Source organism: Sphingomonas koreensis (assembly GCF_002797435.1).
GTDB classification, from domain to species: domain Bacteria; phylum Pseudomonadota; class Alphaproteobacteria; order Sphingomonadales; family Sphingomonadaceae; genus Sphingomonas; species Sphingomonas koreensis.
Genome location: NZ_PGEN01000001.1, coordinates 3,551,513 through 3,568,608, shown reverse-complemented (window position 1 = coordinate 3,568,608; position 17,096 = coordinate 3,551,513). Strand labels below are relative to the sequence as shown.

At 67.6% G+C, this 17,096-nt stretch carries 20 protein-coding genes and 1 pseudogene; 14 read left to right on the top strand and 7 right to left on the bottom strand.

Annotation, left to right across the window (positions count from 1 at the left end; all coding sequences use genetic code 11):
* Positions 1-2: 2 nt before the first annotated feature.
* Positions 3-224 (bottom strand): hypothetical protein, encoded by a 222-nt coding sequence (locus tag BDW16_RS17015; RefSeq protein ID WP_237241161.1) that lies wholly within the window; start codon positions 222-224, stop codon positions 3-5.
* Between the two features lie 79 nt (positions 225-303).
* On the opposite strand from BDW16_RS17015, the gene BDW16_RS17010 reads away from it, so the two are divergent.
* The 8 genes from BDW16_RS17010 (at position 304) to BDW16_RS16975 (ending at position 6,884) form a co-directional block, all read left to right on the top strand.
* Positions 304-1,524 carry an HTH domain-containing protein gene (locus tag BDW16_RS17010; protein ID WP_066576668.1) on the top strand — a complete coding sequence of 407 codons (1,221 nt, stop codon included), beginning with the start codon at positions 304-306 and terminating at the stop codon, positions 1,522-1,524.
* Positions 1,525-1,553: 29 nt separating this feature from the next.
* Complete coding sequence (locus BDW16_RS17005; RefSeq protein WP_066576669.1) at positions 1,554-2,192, top strand: Vgb family protein; 639 nt, start codon at positions 1,554-1,556, stop codon at positions 2,190-2,192.
* 151 nt (positions 2,193-2,343) lie between these two features.
* The gene (locus BDW16_RS17000) at positions 2,344-2,526 is read left to right on the top strand and encodes a hypothetical protein (protein WP_066576670.1); all 183 of its coding nucleotides are present in this window, start codon (positions 2,344-2,346) and stop codon (positions 2,524-2,526) included.
* A 72-nt stretch (positions 2,527-2,598) separates the two neighbouring features.
* Entirely contained in the window at positions 2,599-3,546 is a 948-nt protein-coding gene (locus tag BDW16_RS16995) for a class I SAM-dependent methyltransferase (RefSeq protein WP_066576673.1), read from the top strand.
* Positions 3,547-3,630: 84 nt separating this feature from the next.
* On the top strand, positions 3,631-4,935 hold the full coding sequence (locus BDW16_RS16990; RefSeq protein ID WP_066576675.1) for a Y-family DNA polymerase: 1,305 nt from the start codon (positions 3,631-3,633) through the stop codon (positions 4,933-4,935).
* A 97-nt stretch (positions 4,936-5,032) separates the two neighbouring features.
* Entirely contained in the window at positions 5,033-5,419 is a 387-nt protein-coding gene (locus BDW16_RS16985; protein WP_066576677.1) for a hypothetical protein, read from the top strand.
* Positions 5,420-5,562: 143 nt separating this feature from the next.
* The gene (locus BDW16_RS16980; protein WP_066576679.1) at positions 5,563-6,030 is read left to right on the top strand and encodes a carboxymuconolactone decarboxylase family protein; all 468 of its coding nucleotides are present in this window, start codon (positions 5,563-5,565) and stop codon (positions 6,028-6,030) included.
* Entirely contained in the window at positions 6,027-6,884 is an 858-nt protein-coding gene (locus BDW16_RS16975) for a sigma-70 family RNA polymerase sigma factor (RefSeq protein ID WP_066576681.1), read from the top strand. Before BDW16_RS16980 ends, BDW16_RS16975 begins: the two co-directional genes overlap by 4 nt.
* Here the strand turns inward: BDW16_RS16975 and BDW16_RS16970 are convergent.
* Complete coding sequence (locus tag BDW16_RS16970; RefSeq protein ID WP_066576683.1) at positions 6,881-7,423, bottom strand: AAA family ATPase; 543 nt, start codon at positions 7,421-7,423, stop codon at positions 6,881-6,883. The two genes, BDW16_RS16975 and BDW16_RS16970, sit on opposite strands and share 4 nt — an antisense overlap.
* Before the next feature lie 82 nt (positions 7,424-7,505).
* Here BDW16_RS16970 and BDW16_RS16965 point away from each other — a divergent pair, with 82 nt between their 5' ends.
* Positions 7,506-8,237, top strand: coding sequence for a ParA family protein (locus BDW16_RS16965; RefSeq protein ID WP_066576685.1), 732 nt, complete (start codon positions 7,506-7,508; stop codon positions 8,235-8,237).
* Positions 8,234-8,983: a leucyl/phenylalanyl-tRNA--protein transferase gene (aat, locus tag BDW16_RS16960; protein ID WP_066576690.1), complete on the top strand. Its 750-nt coding sequence runs from the start codon at positions 8,234-8,236 to the stop codon at positions 8,981-8,983. The genes BDW16_RS16965 and aat overlap by 4 nt, the downstream gene beginning before the upstream one ends.
* Positions 8,984-9,018: 35 nt before the next feature.
* Here aat and BDW16_RS21715 read toward each other — a convergent pair.
* Together BDW16_RS21715 and BDW16_RS16950 are read right to left on the bottom strand one after the other, a co-directional pair.
* Positions 9,019-9,252 (bottom strand): annotated as a pseudogene (locus BDW16_RS21715) (DUF2155 domain-containing protein); the annotation flags it as partial.
* Between the two features lie 197 nt (positions 9,253-9,449).
* Positions 9,450-9,842, bottom strand: a complete 393-nt coding sequence (locus BDW16_RS16950) for an NADH:ubiquinone oxidoreductase subunit NDUFA12 (RefSeq protein WP_066576693.1) — start codon at positions 9,840-9,842, stop codon at positions 9,450-9,452.
* 118 nt (positions 9,843-9,960) lie between these two features.
* Here BDW16_RS16950 and BDW16_RS16945 point away from each other — a divergent pair, with 118 nt between their 5' ends.
* Complete coding sequence (locus tag BDW16_RS16945) at positions 9,961-10,167, top strand: ParD-like family protein (RefSeq protein ID WP_066576699.1); 207 nt, start codon at positions 9,961-9,963, stop codon at positions 10,165-10,167.
* Position 10,168: 1 nt separating this feature from the next.
* Positions 10,169-10,939, top strand: a complete 771-nt coding sequence (map, locus tag BDW16_RS16940) for a type I methionyl aminopeptidase (protein ID WP_066576702.1) — start codon at positions 10,169-10,171, stop codon at positions 10,937-10,939.
* Here map and BDW16_RS16935 read toward each other — a convergent pair.
* From BDW16_RS16935 to BDW16_RS16925, 3 genes are all read right to left on the bottom strand, one after another.
* A complete protein-coding gene (locus BDW16_RS16935) occupies positions 10,936-11,400 on the bottom strand; it encodes a DUF192 domain-containing protein (RefSeq protein WP_075153352.1) in 465 nt (154 codons plus the stop codon). The genes map and BDW16_RS16935 overlap by 4 nt on opposite strands.
* 7 nt (positions 11,401-11,407) lie before the next feature.
* Complete coding sequence (locus tag BDW16_RS16930) at positions 11,408-12,016, bottom strand: cold-shock protein (protein WP_066576710.1); 609 nt, start codon at positions 12,014-12,016, stop codon at positions 11,408-11,410.
* Between the two features lie 65 nt (positions 12,017-12,081).
* Positions 12,082-12,627 (bottom strand): regulatory protein RecX, encoded by a 546-nt coding sequence (locus BDW16_RS16925; RefSeq protein ID WP_066576712.1) that lies wholly within the window; start codon positions 12,625-12,627, stop codon positions 12,082-12,084.
* 135 nt (positions 12,628-12,762) lie between these two features.
* On the opposite strand from BDW16_RS16925, the gene BDW16_RS16920 reads away from it, so the two are divergent.
* Both BDW16_RS16920 and BDW16_RS16915 read left to right on the top strand, forming a co-directional pair.
* Positions 12,763-14,526, top strand: a complete 1,764-nt coding sequence (locus BDW16_RS16920; protein WP_083954248.1) for a fatty acyl-AMP ligase — start codon at positions 12,763-12,765, stop codon at positions 14,524-14,526.
* A 268-nt stretch (positions 14,527-14,794) separates the two neighbouring features.
* Entirely contained in the window at positions 14,795-17,014 is a 2,220-nt protein-coding gene (locus BDW16_RS16915; RefSeq protein ID WP_241230461.1) for a putative bifunctional diguanylate cyclase/phosphodiesterase, read from the top strand.
* The last annotated feature ends 82 nt before the right edge of the window (positions 17,015-17,096 follow it).

Here is a 17,096-nt window from a genome sequence, read left to right as displayed (position 1 = left end):
GTTCATCGCCCGGCCAGCGTCAGCCAGGGCGGTAGGTGAAACAGGCTCATCAGCAAGTACATCGCGGTCATGCCGTCGACCGGCAGCAGCGTGCTGCCCGCCGCGCACATCGACAGCGGCGGCGCGTCGGTGGCGGAGATCAGCGCCATCGCGGCGAATACCGGCGCCGCCGCAAGCGCGAGCCATGCCGGCTTCCCGGTCGCCTTGTTTGCTGCTGCGGACATCGCCATGCTCCGTCGTGGTTGGTTCGATGAACCTAGGGACGGGCCGCGCGCGGGTGAGAGTTACAAGTGTGACGCGATTATGGACTCGCTGATCAACGCCGCCGCCCGCGCGCTCGCCGCGGGGGATGCGCTCGCCGCGCTCGACCGCGTCGCGCTGCGCGAGGATCCGTCCGCCCTGGCACTGCGCGGCATCGCCATGGCCCAGCTCGGCGACCTCGCGCTCGCGCGCGCTCTGCTGCGCCGCGCCGCGCGCGCCTTCGGCAGCCGCGAGCCGGTCGCCCGCGCCCGCTGCATCGTCGCGGAGGCAGAGATCGCCCTCGTCTCCCGCGATCTCGGCGAGGGGGCGCAACCGCTGGACGATGCGCGGGCAACGCTCGAAGCCCATGGCGATCGCGCCAACGCCGCCCATGCCGCCTATCTCAAGGCACGACGGCTGCTGCTGATCGGCCAACTCGACCCCGCCGCACGCACGCTCGAGGCGATCGATCCCGTTTCCCTGCCCCCCGCCTCGCGCGCTGCCGCCTGGCTGGTCGCGGCCGGCATCGCCATGCGCCGTATCGAAGCCGCCCCGGCAAGCGCGGCGCTCGCCCGCGCGGCGGCGGCGGCGAAGCAAGCCGGCATCCCCGGGCTGACGGCCGAGGTCGAGCGCGCCATCGACAGTCTTGCCGCACCGGCCGCCCGGTTGCGCACGCCTCAAGGGGAAACACAGGTCGATCTCGCCGGCGTCGAAGCCCTGCTGGCTTCGAACACGCTGGTCGTCGATGCCTGCCGCAACGCCATTCGCGCGGGCGGAACGACCGTACCGCTCGGCAATCGCCCGGTCCTCTTCGCCCTCGCCCGTGGCCTTGCAGACGCGTGGCCGCACGACGTCGCCCGCCTCGCTCTCCTGCAACGGGCGTTCCGCGCGCGCGAGGCCGATGAATCGCATCGCGCACGGCTGCGCGTCGAGATCGGCCGGCTGCGCGCCGAGCTCGATCCGCTGGCCGACATCCGCGCCACCGAGGACGGCTTCATCCTGCATCCCCGCGACGACCGCCCGATCGCCATCCTGATCCCGCCACGGGAAGAGCCGCATGCCGACATCCTCGCGCTGCTCGCCGATGGCGAGGCATGGTCGAGCTCGGCGCTCGCGCTCGCACTCGACGTCAGCCCGCGGACCGTCCAGCGCGCGCTCGAAGGGCTCGCGGCAATCGGCAAGGCCGACCGCTTCGGCCGTGGCCGCGCCTGCCGCTGGACGGCGCGGCAGGTGCCCGGTTTCCCGACAAGCTTGTTACTCCCGGCCGGTTTGCCCGGCGCATAGATTTGCCTCCGCAACCAAGGAGCGAAGACATGACCGAAGCAGCCGAAATCCTCCGCGAATACGGCCCCTTTCCCGGCGATGTCGGCGGCGTCAGCTTCGACGGCAGCCGGATCTGGTTCGCCGCCGATGGCCGGATCAACATGCTCGACCCCGACAGCGGGGAGATCACCGGCGCACTCGACGTGCCTGCCGATGCCGGCACCGCATTCGACGGCACCCATCTCTGGCAGATCGCCGAGGCGGTGATCCGCAAGGTCGATCCCGCGACGGGGAACGTCCTCGCCACCATCCCCGCGCCCGGCAATGGCGGCGATTCGGGCCTCACCTGGGCGGAAGGGTCGCTGTGGGTCGGCGAGTATCGCGCCGCCCGCATCCACCGCATCGACCCCGAGACCGGCGCGATCCTGCGCACGATCCACTCGGACCGGTTCGTCACCGGCGTCACCTGGGTCGATGGCGAGCTGTGGCATGCCACCTGGCAGGATGACGCAAGCGATCTGCGCCGGATCGATCCCGACAGCGGCAGGGTGCTCGAACAGCTCGGCATGCCCGCAGGGGCAGGTATCTCCGGCCTCGAATCCGACGGCGCCGGCCGGTTCTTCTGCGGGGGCGGCGGGACCGGAAAGGTCCGCGCGGTGCGCCGTCCGGGTCATGCCGCCGCCGCCTGAACCCGTCTTCCTGCTTTGCTAATGCCAAAGCCGGCCAATCGCCGTCGAAAGCTAATGCCGCCGCCCGCTATCTGAAGCGGGCGGCGCATGGTGCGCTCGCGCCACGCGGCCGGCCTCGCGCCGCAGGACTCCAACCCCATGAGCGACGACCATGAATGTCGCACTCCTCCAGCTGGCGCTACTGGCGCTCGGCATCGTCAACCTCGGGCTGCTGTTCCGGCTCAGTCAGCGACAGCGGCGGCAGGCGCGGAACCACGCCGCGCTGGTCGAACGGCTGCTGCGCCGCCGGTCGCGGCTATCCCGCGACGACGCCTTTCCGGGCCGCTTTCGCTGACCAGCTTCTGGCGCGCCGTCGATGGCGACGTCACCCCCCGCTCCTGATCTCCACTCCATCGGAGTCACATCCATGTCGTTCCGCTTCGCCCCGCCGCTCGCCGGTCAGGGCTCCACCGACCCGCGCCCGCTCAGCGCACGCCACGCCGCCGACGCCTATGACGCGACCGGCACCGCCTATCTTCACTATGCCGACGGCGTGAGCGACCCGCAGCGCCATTTCTCCAGCCGCTACGCCTTCGCCGATCGCACGCTGTGGAGCCGGATCGAGGCGAGCCTGATCGCGCTCCATGCCAGCGGGCGCCGTGCGATCCGCATCCTCGACATCGGCTGCGGGCCGGGCACCTGGACGATGCGCACCGCGCGCCGCGCCGCACAGCTCGGCTTTACCGGGATCGAATGCCGCGGCATCGATCCGTCGCCGGGCATGATCGCGCTGGCAAAGCAGGCAGCGGCCGAAGTCGAAAGCGCCGCGATCGGCCTGAGCTTCGAGGTCGCCGACCTGCACGGCGCCCTCGCGTCGGAGGACGATCATGGCGCCGATCTGGTGCTGTGCCTCTATGGCGTCTTCAACCACCTTGCCGCGCCGCTCCGCGCATCGGCGGCGCAGGCGCTGGCGCGGGTCAATGGCGGCACGCTGATCGTCACCGCGCGCAGCGTCGGCAGCCTGCCGACCATCTATGTCGCGGGGATCGAGCAGGCCGCGCATTATGTTCAGGACAATGACGCCGACCGGATGGAAGTCGATCTCACCGACGGCACGCATCTGGCCTTCGACTCGCATCTGTTCCGCGCGAGCGAGCTTGCCGCACTGTTCAGTCCGCACTGCCCCGTCCGCGAGCTGACGGGCCTCGACCTGTTCCACAGCCGCTTCGCCTGTAACCCGGCCTGGAACCCGGCGGGCGCGAACGGCGCCGAGACCGCCGAGCGGCTGGCCCGGCTCGAACAGCTCTGCGCCGCGGACGAGGTGCTGATCGACAGCGCCGCGCACATCATGCTGGTGGCGGAACCGCATCTCTGACCACCGCCCCCCGGGCCGGTCGCTGCGGCGACCGGCCCACCCGCCACGCGTGACTCTCCTGCACCGTTCCTTTATTGTTCCGGCATGGCCACGGCCCCGCTTCTCGACCTGCCCCCGCGCCCGCTGCGCTGGCTGTATCTCGACTTGAACAGCTTCTTCGCGGCGGTCGAGCAGCAGCTGAACCCCGATCTGCGCGGCAAGCCGATCATCGTCGCGCCGGTCAACAGCGACACCACCGTCGCCATCGCCGCATCGGTTCAGGCCAAGAAATTCGGCATCGGCACCGGCACCCCCGTCTGGGAGGCGAAGCGGCTGTGCCGCGACCTGATCGTGACGCCCGGCCAGCATGAGAAATATGTCGAGTTCCACAATCTGATCGTGGACGAGATCTGGAAGCATATCCCGGTCACCTCGATCGGATCGATCGACGAGGTCGCCTGCCGCTTGCTCGACAATGAGAATGATCCGGAGACGGCGATCGCGCTGGCGAGACGGATCAAGGCGGGCATCCGCGCCAATGTCGGCGAATGCCTGACCTCATCGGTCGGCATCGCCCCCAACCGCCTGCTTGCCAAGCTGGCGTCGGACATGCAGAAGCCCGACGGTCTCACCGTCCTGACCCAGGACATGCTCCCCCACCGGCTGTTCGCCCTCAAGCTGCGCGACATCGCCGGGATCGGCGCGAAGATGGAGAAGCGCCTGGCGCAGCAGGGCATCCTCGACATCGGCCAGCTGTGTGAGCGGCGGCCACGCGATGCCGGCTCGGCCTGGGGCGGGGTCAATGGCGACCGGCTCTGGTATCTGCTCCACGGCTTCGACCTGCCCGAAAAGCCGACACAGAACCGTACCATCGGCCACAGCCACGTCCTCAGCCCCCGCAAGCGCGGGCTGGAGCCGACCCGCCTCACCGCGCGCCGCCTCGCGCTCAAATCGGCCAGCCGGCTGCGCCGAAAGGGCTATGTCAGCCGGCTGCTCGTCCTCCACGCCCGGTTCGAGGACGACAAGTCGACCTGGCGGACCTCGATCAAGCTTCCCTCGACGCAGGACAGCTTCACCGTCCTCCACGCGCTCGACTCGATCTTCCCCCGCCTCGCCGAAGCCGGCCGCGCCCGCACGCACGGGTTCGCGATCCGCATGATCGGCGTGACGCTCGCCGAAATCGCGCCGCTGGAGGGCGAGCAGGAATCGCTGTTCGCGGCGCTCGACCCCAATGATCCGCTCGCGCGGGAGACCCGCACGCTCTCGCTCAGCAAGGCGATGGACAGAATCAACGAGAAGTTCGGGCGCCACGCGGTTTCGGTCGGGCCGATGGACGGCAGCCGGATCGACCGCGTCGGAACGAAAATTGCGTTCGGCCGCATCCCCGACCTCGACGAATTTCACGAATGAATCCGAAGCCTTTCGCGATTGCACCGGAAAACGCTTTCAGCGCGGCGATGATGTATCCCTTGACCTTAATTGCCGCATAAGCAAAGGAGCGCGCGCTATGAAGATGCGCCTCCTCCCCGCTGCCGTCGCGATCGCGCTTCTGCCGCTCGCTGCCTGCAAACCCGAACCCGAAGTCGTCACCGACACCGCGCCCGATCCCATGGCGACCGCGCTGAAGAACGCGCCCGCCGTCGAGCTGCCGCCGGCGATCAAGGCAACCGTTTCGATGCGCTGCCAGCCGGGCAACGCGCTGGTGTTCGCCGAGTTCTTCCAGGGCGACAAGCTGGTCAAGCTGCGCACCGAGAAGAATGGCAAGCCGACCGATCTCAAGGCGCCCGAAGCGGGCCAGCCCTTCACCGCAGAGGGCGGCTACAAGCTCACCGGCAACGAGAAGTCGGCGACCGTCGAGCTTCCCGGCAAGGGCTCGCTCAGCTGCAAGGGCTGATCTTCCAGCCATTCTCCAGTTCAAGGGGCCGGCGGCACAAACCGCCGGCCTTTTTCATGCCCGCAGCACTTTTTTCGCGGTCCATGTCACATCCGCCGCGCGTCGCTCGTCATGACAGTGCAACCCAAGAAGGAGCACATGCCATGACCCCCAAGCTCGATCCGTTCGCCGCCGCCCCCAGCGTCATGAAGCCCTGGTTCGCGGCCTCCACCGCGATCCAGAACAGCCTCGAACCCTCGCTGATCGAACTGGTCAAGATCCGCGCATCGCAGATCAACCAGTGCGCCAACTGTCTGAACATGCACACCGCCGAGGCGCGCGCGCAGGGCGAGACCGAGCAGCGCATCTACCTCCTCTCCGCGTGGCGCGAGGCGCCCGTCTTCAGCCCGCGCGAGCGCGCCGCGCTCGGCTGGACCGACGCCTTGACGCGGCTCTCGGAAGGCCACACCCAGCGTGAGGCCTATGAGGCGCTCGCCGCCGAATTTACGCAGGAGGAACAGGTGAAGCTGACCCTGATGATCAACATCATCAATGGCTGGAACCGCCTCGCGGTCGGTTTCGATCTGTGGCTTGAGCCAGCAGCGGCCAAGACCGTGGCCCACACCGCGTGACACCGAGCGATCATGAGGGCGCGGCGGCGAGTTTCGACCCGCTGCGCCCGAAGCTCATCCGCGTCGCCTACCGCATGCTCGGCTCGGTCGCCGATGCCGAGGATGCAGTGCAGGAGGCGTTCGTGCGCTGGATGGGGACCGATCGTGGGGCGGTGCGCGAGCCCGAAGCGTTCCTGCGCCGTACCGTCACCCGCCTGTGCCTCGACCAGCTCAAGTCGGCGCGCCACCAGCGCGAGACCTATATCGGACCCTGGCTCCCCGACCCGGTGGTCGAGGAAGAGCCCGAGGAGGACGTTACCCTCCCGCTGATGCTCGCGCTCGAACGCCTCTCGCCGCTGGAACGCGCCGCATTCCTCCTCCACGACGTGTTCGGCGTATCGTTCGAGGAGATTGCAACAACGCTCGACCGCGATGCTCCGGCCTGCCGGCAGCTCGCGGCGCGCGCTCGCACGCACGTCCGCGAGGCACGCCCGCGCTTTGCGGTCGAGCAGAAGCGCGGACTGGAAATCGCCGAAGCCTTTTTCAACGCTTCCCGGACCGGCGACATGGCCGCGCTCGGCACCATGCTCGCAGCGGATGTCAGCATGCATTCGGACGGTGGCGGCAAGCGAGCGGCGGCGATGCAGCTGGTGCTCGGCTTCAAGCATGTGATGAAGCTGCACAAGTCGCTCGCGGTGCTGTTCGGCAAATATGGCTCGAAGCTGGTACGGACCGGCTTTGTCAACGGCCTGCCCGGTTTCGTGACTCTGGAATCGGACGGCGAGATCCAGACCACTGCGCTGGAGATCGAGGATGGCCGTGTCGTCGCGATCTACGTCACCCGCAATCCGGACAAGTTGCAGCACCTACACTAGGCACGGATCCGTTCCATCACGAACCGCGCCCGCTCCGCCACCCTGGCGAACGGCAGCGGTACCAGATCGTAGCCCAGCCCGGCATAAACCCGCGCCATCATGTCGTGGGTTGCCGCGGCTTCGGCTTCATCCTGTTTCCGCTCGGCATCCTTCGCATAGATCGCCGGCCAGTGCGGCGCGATGAACACCGTACGGTTGTAGCGGAACGCCGTAGCGGCCCGTTCGACACGTTCAGGTACCGGCAGCCCGCACAGCAGCAGATAGCCGATCACGTCCGGGATCCCACGATCGAGCAGGACCGGCCCTGCGCGTTCCCGCGCCTCACGATGCGACCGCAATTCCCACCCCAGCATCTGCTCCGCAAAGGAGGCACGATCCGCCCAGGGCAGCGCGTCGCCGCCGATCGCGACCTGATCCTGGATGATCGCCCGTCCCGCTTCCGGCATCGTCGCAATCCCCTGCGCGGCCAGCGCCGCGATCAGGCTCGATTTGCCGGACCCCGGCCCGCCGGTGATCACGAACAGATGGTCCGTCGTCATCTTGTTATCTCCTTCAGGAACATTGATGATGGACGCGCCGGAACATCGTCCGGCGGATCGATTTCTCGGGCGGAGGCAAGGCTTGGCGACGATCGCGATCTACAGCCTGAAGGGTGGCGTCGGCAAAACCACGCTCGCGGTCAATCTCGGCTGGTGCGCTGCGACGCTTTCGGCCCGGCGCACGCTGCTCTGGGATCTCGATCCGCAGGCGGCGTCCACCTTCCTGCTCGGCGGTGCCAGGGGCAAGGCACAGGCGCAGGCCGTGTTCACCCGGGACGTCGAGCCTTCGAAGCTCGCCCACGCCACAGGCGTCGAACGGCTCGACCTGATCGGCGCGGACGCTTCGCTGCGCGGTCTCGACCTTCTCTTCCATGAACTCGACAAGAAGAAGCGCCTCGCCAAATTGCTCGGCCAACTCGACAAGGCCTATGACCGGATGCTGCTCGATTGCCCGCCGGGTCTTACCGAAACCAGCGAGCAGGTGATGCGCGCCGCCGATCTGATCGTCGTCCCGGTCATCCCGTCCCCCTTGTCGGAGCGCGCGCTGGCCGAGGTCGAAGCGCATCTGGGCAAGGGGAAAGTGCCGCTGATGCCCGTGCATTCGATGGTCGATCGCCGCCGCAAACTGCATGCCGAGGCGCTGGAGAAGCATCCGAGCTGGCCGGTCATCCCGATGGCCAGCATCGTCGAATCGATGGCCGCGCGCCGTGCCCCGGTCGGCGCGTTCGCCGCCCGCACCGCCGGCGGGCAAGCGTTCGCCAGCCTGTGGCAGGCGATCGAGAAGCGCCTTGCCAAACCGAAAAGAAAGACATGACCCGTCCCACGCGCCGCTCGTCCGATCTCGATCCCGATCTGGTGCTACGCGCCTATGCGATGGGCGTGTTCCCGATGGCCGAGCATCGCGACGAGGACAGCGTCTTCTGGGTCGAACCGCGCCAGCGCGCGATCCTGCCGCTCGACGGCTTCCATCTCTCGCGCTCGCTTCGCAAGACGATCATGTCGGACCGATTCCGCGTCACCGCCGACGCCGCGTTCGAACAGGTGATCGCGCTCTGCGCCGAATCCGCCCCGGATCGGCCCGACACCTGGATCAATCCCGCGATCGAGAAGGTGTTCGCCGAGCTGCACCGCCGCGGCTTTGCGCATTCGATCGAGACCTGGGACGGCGACCGGCTGGTCGGCGGACTCTACGGCCTCGCGCTCGGACGCGCCTTTTTCGGCGAATCGATGTTCAGCCGCATGCGCGATGCATCGAAGGTCGCGATCGCGGCGCTCGTCGCGCGGCTGCGCGCGGGTGAGTTCCAACTGCTCGATTGCCAGTTCATGACCGACCACCTCGCCTCGCTGGGCGCGGTGGAGGTCCCGCGCGAGACCTATCTCTCGATGCTCTCCGACGCGCTCGGCGAAGGCTCGGCAGGGCTCGCTTCGGGCGTGGCGGGAGTCTCCGCCGATTTCGGCGCGCTCGACGCCTTGGCCGCGCCACCGTTGCCGGACGGGCGGACTTCCTCGCCGCCCGTCTCCGGGAAGGTCATCGCGCAGCTCTTGACCCAGACGTCGTAGACGGGGTGCTGGACCACGTTGAGCGCCGGCCGCTCCTTGTAGAGCCAGCCCGAAAAAGCGCGCTTCCACTTGCCATCGCTCTCGCGCACATCCACCTGCGCGAAGGCGCCGGTATAGGGTTCACTCTCCCACGGCGCAGTCTTCTCGCACGCGCGCAGCCGCAGAATCACGTCCCCCGCACGCACCGCCTGTCCGGGCTTGAGGGTAATGTCACGCGCCTGTCCGTTGCGCTTGTTGAGCAGGCCCAGCACCGCGACCCGTTCCGCCATCGGCGTCGCACCCGCGGTGAGCGCGGCGGCGTTCGCGGTGTCGGTCGTCACCACCTCTTCACCCGGTCCCGCCTTGGGCGCGACCTCGACCGTGTCCGCGGCGGCGGTCTTGTTCTGCGGCGCGTCTCCGCCGAACCAGCCGCAGCCCGCCAGCGCGAGCGGCGCCAGCACGAACGCAGCGGGACGGAGCAGGTGCATCAGGCGCCGGGCGTCCAGGCTTCGTAGTCGCCGGTCGCGCCGATCCGCTTGCCGCCCATGTCGAGCGCGCCGGCCGGGCGATAGGCCTGGGCGGTGCCGGTCAGATTGGGGACCGCGGGCTTTTCCCACTGGCGGACGGGCGGCAGTGCGCGGTCGGGCACGTCATCGATCTGGTGATGCAGCCAGCTGAACCATTCGGGCGGCACGCGGCTCGAATCGTTCGACCCCTTGTAGATCACCCAGCGGCGAGTCATGCCGTGCATGTTCGCGCCGCCTTCATAATAGACATTGCCCAGCGCGTCCTCGCCGACCTGTTGCTTGCCGCGCAAGCCGACCCAGGTGCCGAAGGTGGAGCCGTTCCACCAGGTGAAGATGTTCGCGAAGATACCCATGGATCGCGCTTTACGCGCCAAGCGCGGCGGCGGCAACGGGGGTTGGACGGGTTGCGCATTGACCCGGCGATATACGAACCATATACGATTCATATATTCGAACGTGGAAGGCCATGCGATGGGTATCGTGAAGATCGGCGAGGAGATGCACGAGGAGCTCCGCCGGGCGAGCGCGGTGATGTGCCGCTCGATCAATGCGCAGGCCGAATTCTGGATGAAGATCGGCATGCTTGCCGAAGCCAATCCGGGTCTGTCCTTCACCGAGATCGTCCGGATGCAGCTCGCGGCCGCCGAGGCGGCGCCCGCGCAACGCGAGGCCGCCTGACATGGTGAAGTCGCCGGACGAGCTCACGCTCATGCGCATTTCGGGCAGGCTGCTCGCCTCGGTCTTCGAGATGCTCGACGAACAGCAGCTCGCCGGCATGTCGACGATGCAGGTCAACGATCTGGTCGAGCGCTTCATCACCGTCGACCTCGCCGCCCGCCCCGCCAGCAAGGGCCAATATGGCTTCAAATATGTGCTGAACTGCTCGATCAATCAGGTGGTCTGCCACGGCGTGCCCGATCCCGATACGATCATCCGCGATGGCGACATCATCAACCTCGACATCACGCTCGAGAAGAATGGCTTCATCGCCGATTCGAGCAAGACCTACATGATCGGCAATGTCACGCCCGCCGCCCGGCGGCTGGTGCGCGTAGCGCAGGAAGCGATGTGGAAGGGCATCGCGCAGGTGCGTCCCGGCGCCTATCTCGGCGACATCGGCTTCGCGATCGAGCGTCATGCGAAGCAGAACGGCTATTCGGTCGTGCGCGACTATTGCGGGCATGGCATCGGCCGCGAGATGCACGAGGAGCCGTCGGTGCTCAATTTCGGACGGCGGGGAACGGGCATGCAACTGCGCGAGGGGATGACCTTCACCGTCGAGCCGATGGTGAACCAGGGCAGCCGCAAGGTTTCGACGCTGGACGACGAATGGACCGTCGTGACCGATGACGGCAAGCTCTCCGCCCAGTTCGAACATACCGTCGCGGTCACCGCGACCGGCGTCGAGGTCCTGACCCTGCGCCGCGACGAGACGCTGCGCGCCGCCTAGCGCCAGCTCACCTTGTCGCCGGGCGAGATGCCCAGCTCGGCCGCCTTGCCGCCGAGGATTTCGAGCACCGCCGAGACCGGCTCGCCCGAGCGGACCTGATCCTCGGACAGCGGCACCGTATTCTCCGCGATTCGCGCGATCGTCCCGTCGGGACGGATGAACACGATATCGAGCGCGGTCGGCGTATCCTTCATCCAGAAGCTCGCCTCACGGGGGCCGCTGCCGTCTGCGGGATAGGGCGCGAACAGCATGCCGCCATCGGCCGGAATGTCGGTGCGGTACATGAGACCCTGCTGCTGCTCGGCCGGGGTGCGCGCGACATCGACCTTGAAGACGTGCTTCGTCCCGCCGCTTTCGACCGTGACGATCGCCTTCGCGGCCTGCTGCGCGGGGGCGGAGGCGTTCCCCGCCTCGCCGCCCTTGCATCCGGAAACCAGCGCCAGCGCGGCGAGCGCCAGCAGCGGCGAGCTAGTCCGCCGGCTCCACGACGACCGCGAGCGGCCCCTTGTCGCCTTCGACAATGCGGGCACGAAGCGGCTGATCGGGTTCAACGTCATAAATCTCCGCTCGGCGAAGGGTTTCCATATGCACGAATATATCGGCCGAATCGCCTTCGCGCACCAGAAAGCCATAGCCTTTAAGCCGGTTGAACCACTTGACCGCCACCGGTTCGAACGGACCGGCGGATTCGATCAGCTGCAGCCGGTCCGCGCGATCGGCCCCGCCGCCCCGCGGCTTGACCGGCTCGACCGCGTCGGTCAGGTCGATCGACAGGACCTCACGCGCCTGAAGACCGCGCTCGCGGCGCACCACGGTGCACACCACCCGTGCGCCCTCGGGCAGGCTGCGGCGGCCATGGGGCTGCAACACCGAAAAATGGATCAGGATATCGCCCGCCGCCGGATCGTCGGCGACCAGGAATCCGAAACCACGAGTCACGTCGAACCATTTGACCGCGCCCGAATATTGCTCCCCCGAACAATCTTCGTTCTGCGCGCTGTCCTCGCCGAGCGGCAATGCCGCGCCAGCCGGCACGGGCACAAACTCGTTCGACGCTCGTTGCGGGTCGATACGCATCCAGACACTTCCCCCTGACCGGCAATATTAACACAGCATTTCCGGCAGATGCGAATCCTTTGTTACTAATCGTCGTCCAGCAACGGCTTGACGCTTTCGCCGGGAGACATTCGCACGATTTTCCATGCCAGTTCGGGGGCATGGCCGGCGCGCACCATCGCCGCGACCTGCTTGGCGCGACGGTCCCGATCGGCTTCCGCTTCGGCGAAGGGTCCGAAGCGCCGCTTGCGCGCAAAGGCGATGGCGGTTTCGTTCGTCCGCTCCTCGACCTGCTGTGCGACGGCCTCGGCGTCCCCGTCCTGCACCCCCGCGTGACGCAGCGCCTCGCTCACGCGCCGCGCCCCGAGTCCTCGCCGTGCCATCGCCGAAGCCTTTGATTCGGCGTAGATCCGGTCGTTGACATACCCCAATTCGGCGAACCGTTCCGCAATCGCGACGGGGTCCGCAGGCGCGCCCTCCCACCCCCGCTCGCGCACCTTGCGCGCGAGGTAAACTGCCAGTTTTCCCCGGGTCGTCGCGAACCGCTCGACATAGCGCAGCGCCAGCCGCTCGAGCGCGGCAGGGTCAAGCGGGGGCGGAGAGCGGCGTTCGGGGCGGGTGTCACGGCGCATGCGCCTTGTTTGTGCCACAGTACCAACCGAATTTGAACGCCAGTGCGTAGCAGGGCGATCCGCATTTCTGATGTGGAGCCAGAGTCAGCAAATTGACCGGCGGCCTGCCACGATCAGGGGCACGGATTTTAGGATATGGTTTTGGACGTCAAGAACATGGTCGATGCGGGCGGCGCACCGCTGCTTCCGACCCCAAGTGAAGATGCACTTCCCCGCCGGCTCGCGGACTTCGCGACGCTGGGCGATGCGCTCGACTATGCCGCAGAGGGACAGCGCGGATTGAACTTCCACGATGCGCGCGGCACGCTGACGCGCGCCTATCCGTTCCGCGAGATGCGGGCGGACGCGCTGACGCAGGCGCGCCGTCTGATCGCCGCCGGCGTGAAGCCCGAGGACCGGATCGCCCTGATCGCCGAAACCGGCCCTGATTTCGCGGCCCTGTTCTTCGGCGTCGTCTATGCCGGCGCCTGGCCGGTGCCGCTGCCGCTGCCCACCAGCTTCGGCGGCAGCCAGCATTATATCGACCAGCTCGCCGTCCAGCTCGAAAGCTGCGACCCCACGATGCTGTTCTATCCGGCCGAGCTGTCGGCGATGGCGGGTGAGGCAGCACGCCTCAAGGGTGTCGAGGGCATCGACTGGGAAAGCTTCACCGAGCGCGATGCGCCCGAGACCGAGCTGCCCCAGGCGAAGACCGACGACATCGCCTACCTCCAGTACAGCAGCGGCTCGACGCGCTTCCCGCACGGCGTCGCGATCACGCACCACGCGCTGCTCAACAATCTCTCGGCGCACAGCCATGGCATGAAGCTGCAGGACAGCGACCGCTGCGTCTCGTGGCTGCCCTGGTATCACGACATGGGCCTGGTCGGCTGCTTCCTTTCGGTGGTCGCCAACCAGGTCTCGACCGACTATTTGAAGACCGAGGATTTCGCCCGCCGTCCGCTGGCATGGCTTGACCTCATCACCCGCAATCAGGGCACGACCCTCTCCTATTCGCCGACCTTCGGCTACGATATCTGCGCACGCCGCATGTCGAGCCAGACCAAGGCGTCGGAACGGTTCGACCTGTCGCGCTGGCGCGTCGCCGGCAATGGCGCGGACATGATCCGTCCCGATGTAATGCAGGCGTTCGTCGATGCCTTCGCCGATGCCGGGTTCAAGGCCAGCGCCTTCCTGCCCAGCTACGGGCTGGCCGAGGCGACGCTGGCCGTCTCGATCATGCCGCCGGGCGAGGGCATCGTGGTCGAGCTGGTCGAGGAAACCCAGCTTTCGGGAGGCGCACACGGCGCCGATCGCCCGCAGCGCTTCCGCGCGATCGTCAACTGCGGCAAGCCGGTCAAGGACATGGACGTCGAGATCCGCGAGGAAGACGGCACCCCGTTGCCGGAACGCGCGATCGGCAAGGTCTGGTGTCGCGGCCCCAGCGTGATGGTCGGCTATTTCCGCGACCAGGCATCGACCGACGCCTGCATGCACGACGGCTGGCTGGACACCGGCGACATGGGCTATATGTCCGACGGCTATATCTACATCGTCGGCCGGGCGAAGGACATGATCATCGTCAACGGCCGCAACCACTGGCCGCAGGACATCGAATGGGCGGTGGAGCAGCTCCCCGGCTTCAAGCAGGGCGACATCGCCGCCTTTGCGATCACCACGCCGGGCGGTGAGGAAACCCCTGCCGTGCTGGTCCAGTGCCGCACCAGCGACGAAGCCGAACGCATCAAGCTGCGCGAGGAAATCCGCGAGCGCGTGCGCACCGTTACCGGCATGAACTGCGTGATCGAGCTGATCCCGCCGCGTACGCTGCCGCGCACCAGCTCGGGCAAGCTGTCGCGGGCCAAGGCGCGCAATCTCTACCTCAACGGCGAGATCAAGCCCTACAGCATCGCCGCCTGAGTCTTCATTCGGGGAAGACTGCGCCAGCCTGCTCGATAGAGCACACTCCGGGGCGGTGGAAAAATTTCGCCGCCCCGCCGGACACCTAACCTCTCGATAACCCAATCCGGTTATTGATGAGCGGGTGACGAGCCAGACAACCTCTCAATTCGCGAGACCGCGCATCGATGTGCGCGCGTTGCTCGGTTTGTACGACCCCGCGGACACCACCGACTGGGGGCCCATTCGTGCAGCGCAGATGAACGTGGGCAGCCAGCTTGCATTGTTCATGCTGGCCGCAAATGTGATGGGCGCCGCCCTTGTCACCCTCAATTTCGCACCCAGCTTCCCGCTATGGAAGCTTGCAAGCTGGAGCGCGCTGGTCGCCGCCGTCGGCGTGACCGTCGCCTTCCGCCGGCTCGCCGTGCGCCACCGGACCGAACGGACCGCCAGCCTCAAGGACGTGCGCGAGACCGCGCTCGACGGCATTTCACTCGGCGCGGTCTGGTCAATCGCCCCCCTGTTCTTCGGCCCGTCTTCCACTGCCGATCAGGCAGCGGCGCTCTGGATCATCCTGTCGATCCTGATGGCCGCCTCCGCGGTCGCAATGGCAGCACTGCCGCTTGCGACGATCGCGTTCCTCGCCGTTCTGGGCGGATCTGCCGCGGTGTCGCTCGCGCTCACCACCGCACCTGCGCTGGGTGCGGCATCCCTGCTGTTCACGGCGCTGCTCATCATTGCCTGCTTCTCGCGCGGCAAGGCGCTGGTGGTGATCCGCGCGAACGAGATCGCTCTTGCCGAGCGTGACGAGACCGTCAGCCTGCTGCTGCGCGAGTTCGAGGACAAGGGCTCCGACTGGCTCTGGGAAACCGACGCGCAGCGCCGGGTGGTTCGCGCCAATCCGCGCTTCGCGGTCTCGCTGGGGGTCGATCCCAAGGCGATCAATGGAATGCCCTTCCTCCAGGTGCTGGCCGGCACCGCGTGGGAGAGCGGCAATTTCTCGCAGGGGCTGCGCGAGATGGCCGAGCGCCTCAAGCTGCGCGAGCCGTTCCGCGACCTGCTGCTCCCGGTCTATGTCGATGGCGCCGAACGCTGGTGGGAGATGACCGGGTCGCCGCGGTTCAACGAGGAAGGCGGCTATGTCGGCTTCCGCGGCGTCGGCTCCGACGTGACCGAGGCCCGCAAAACGGCCGACCAGATCAGCCGCATGGCGCGCTACGACCCGCTCACCGGACTGCCCAACCGCCTGCTGATCAACGAAGCACTGAGCGTGGCGATGGGGGAGGCCGACAAATGGGGCTCGCGCTGCGCCTTCATGATGATCGACCTCGATCGCTTCAAGGCGGTGAACGACACGCTCGGCCATCCGGTCGGCGACCGGCTCCTGATGCGCGTGTCGGAGCGGCTCAAGCAGCTGATGACCGCCAACGACGTGATCGGGCGGCTGGGCGGCGACGAGTTCGCCGTGGTGGTCCGCGACGCGACCGACAGTGCCGCGGTCGAGCGGCTTGCCCGCACGATCATCGACGTGCTCTCCCAGCCCTATGACGTCGATCAGCACACGCTGTTCATCGGCGCCAGCGTCGGCCTGGCGATCGGCCCGCGCGACGGGCGAACCGCAGAGATGCTGATCCGTTCGGCGGATCTCGCGCTCTACCGGTCCAAGGATGCGGGCGGCGGCGTCTATCACGCCTATGAGCCCGAGCTGCATGTCCAGGCCGAGGAACGCCGCGTCCTCGAAATGGCGCTGCGCGCCGCGCTCGAGAATGACCAGTTCCATCTCCTCTACCAGCCTGTGGTCCAGGCGGGCAGCGGACAGCTGACCGGGTTCGAGGCGCTGCTGCGCTGGACGCATCCGGAACTCGGCAACATCTCTCCCGCCAAGTTCGTGCCGCTGGCCGAGGAAGCGCGGCTGATCGCGCCGATCGGTGAATGGGTGCTGCGCGCCGCCTGCATGGAAGCCGCGTCCTGGGACGACCCGATCCGCGTCGCGGTGAACGTCAGCCCCGATCAGCTTCACAATCCCGCCTTCGCCTCTTTCGTCGCGGCCGCGCTGCGCGACAGCGGGTTGCGCCCCGACCGGCTCGAGCTCGAAGTGACCGAAAGCGTGTTCATGCGCGAGGGCACCGCCGCGGTGAGCACGCTCGAGACGATCCTCGACATGGGGGTGCGCCTCAGCCTCGACGATTTCGGAACCGGCTATTCCTCGCTCGGCTATCTCAGCCGCACGCGCTTCTCGTCGATCAAGGTCGATCGCAGCTTCGTGCAGGGCGCATCCAAGGGGAGCAAGGAAGCGATCGCGATCATCCGCGCCGTCGTCGCGCTTGCCGACAGCCTCGGCATGGCGACCACCGCCGAGGGTGTCGAGACCGAGGACGAGCACCGCCTGATCCAGGCGCTGGGCTGCACCAAGGTGCAAGGCTACTATTTCGGCCGCCCGCTCCCCGTCGTCGAAGCCCGCGGCCTCGCCATCCGCGGCGCCAGCAGCAGCGCCAGCGTCGCCGCCTGATCCGGACGGGCTTCGTCCTGCCCTTTACCGCAAGTGCATTCTCCGCACGGCTGTTCAACCCGGCGCGGCTGGCGCTGGTAGC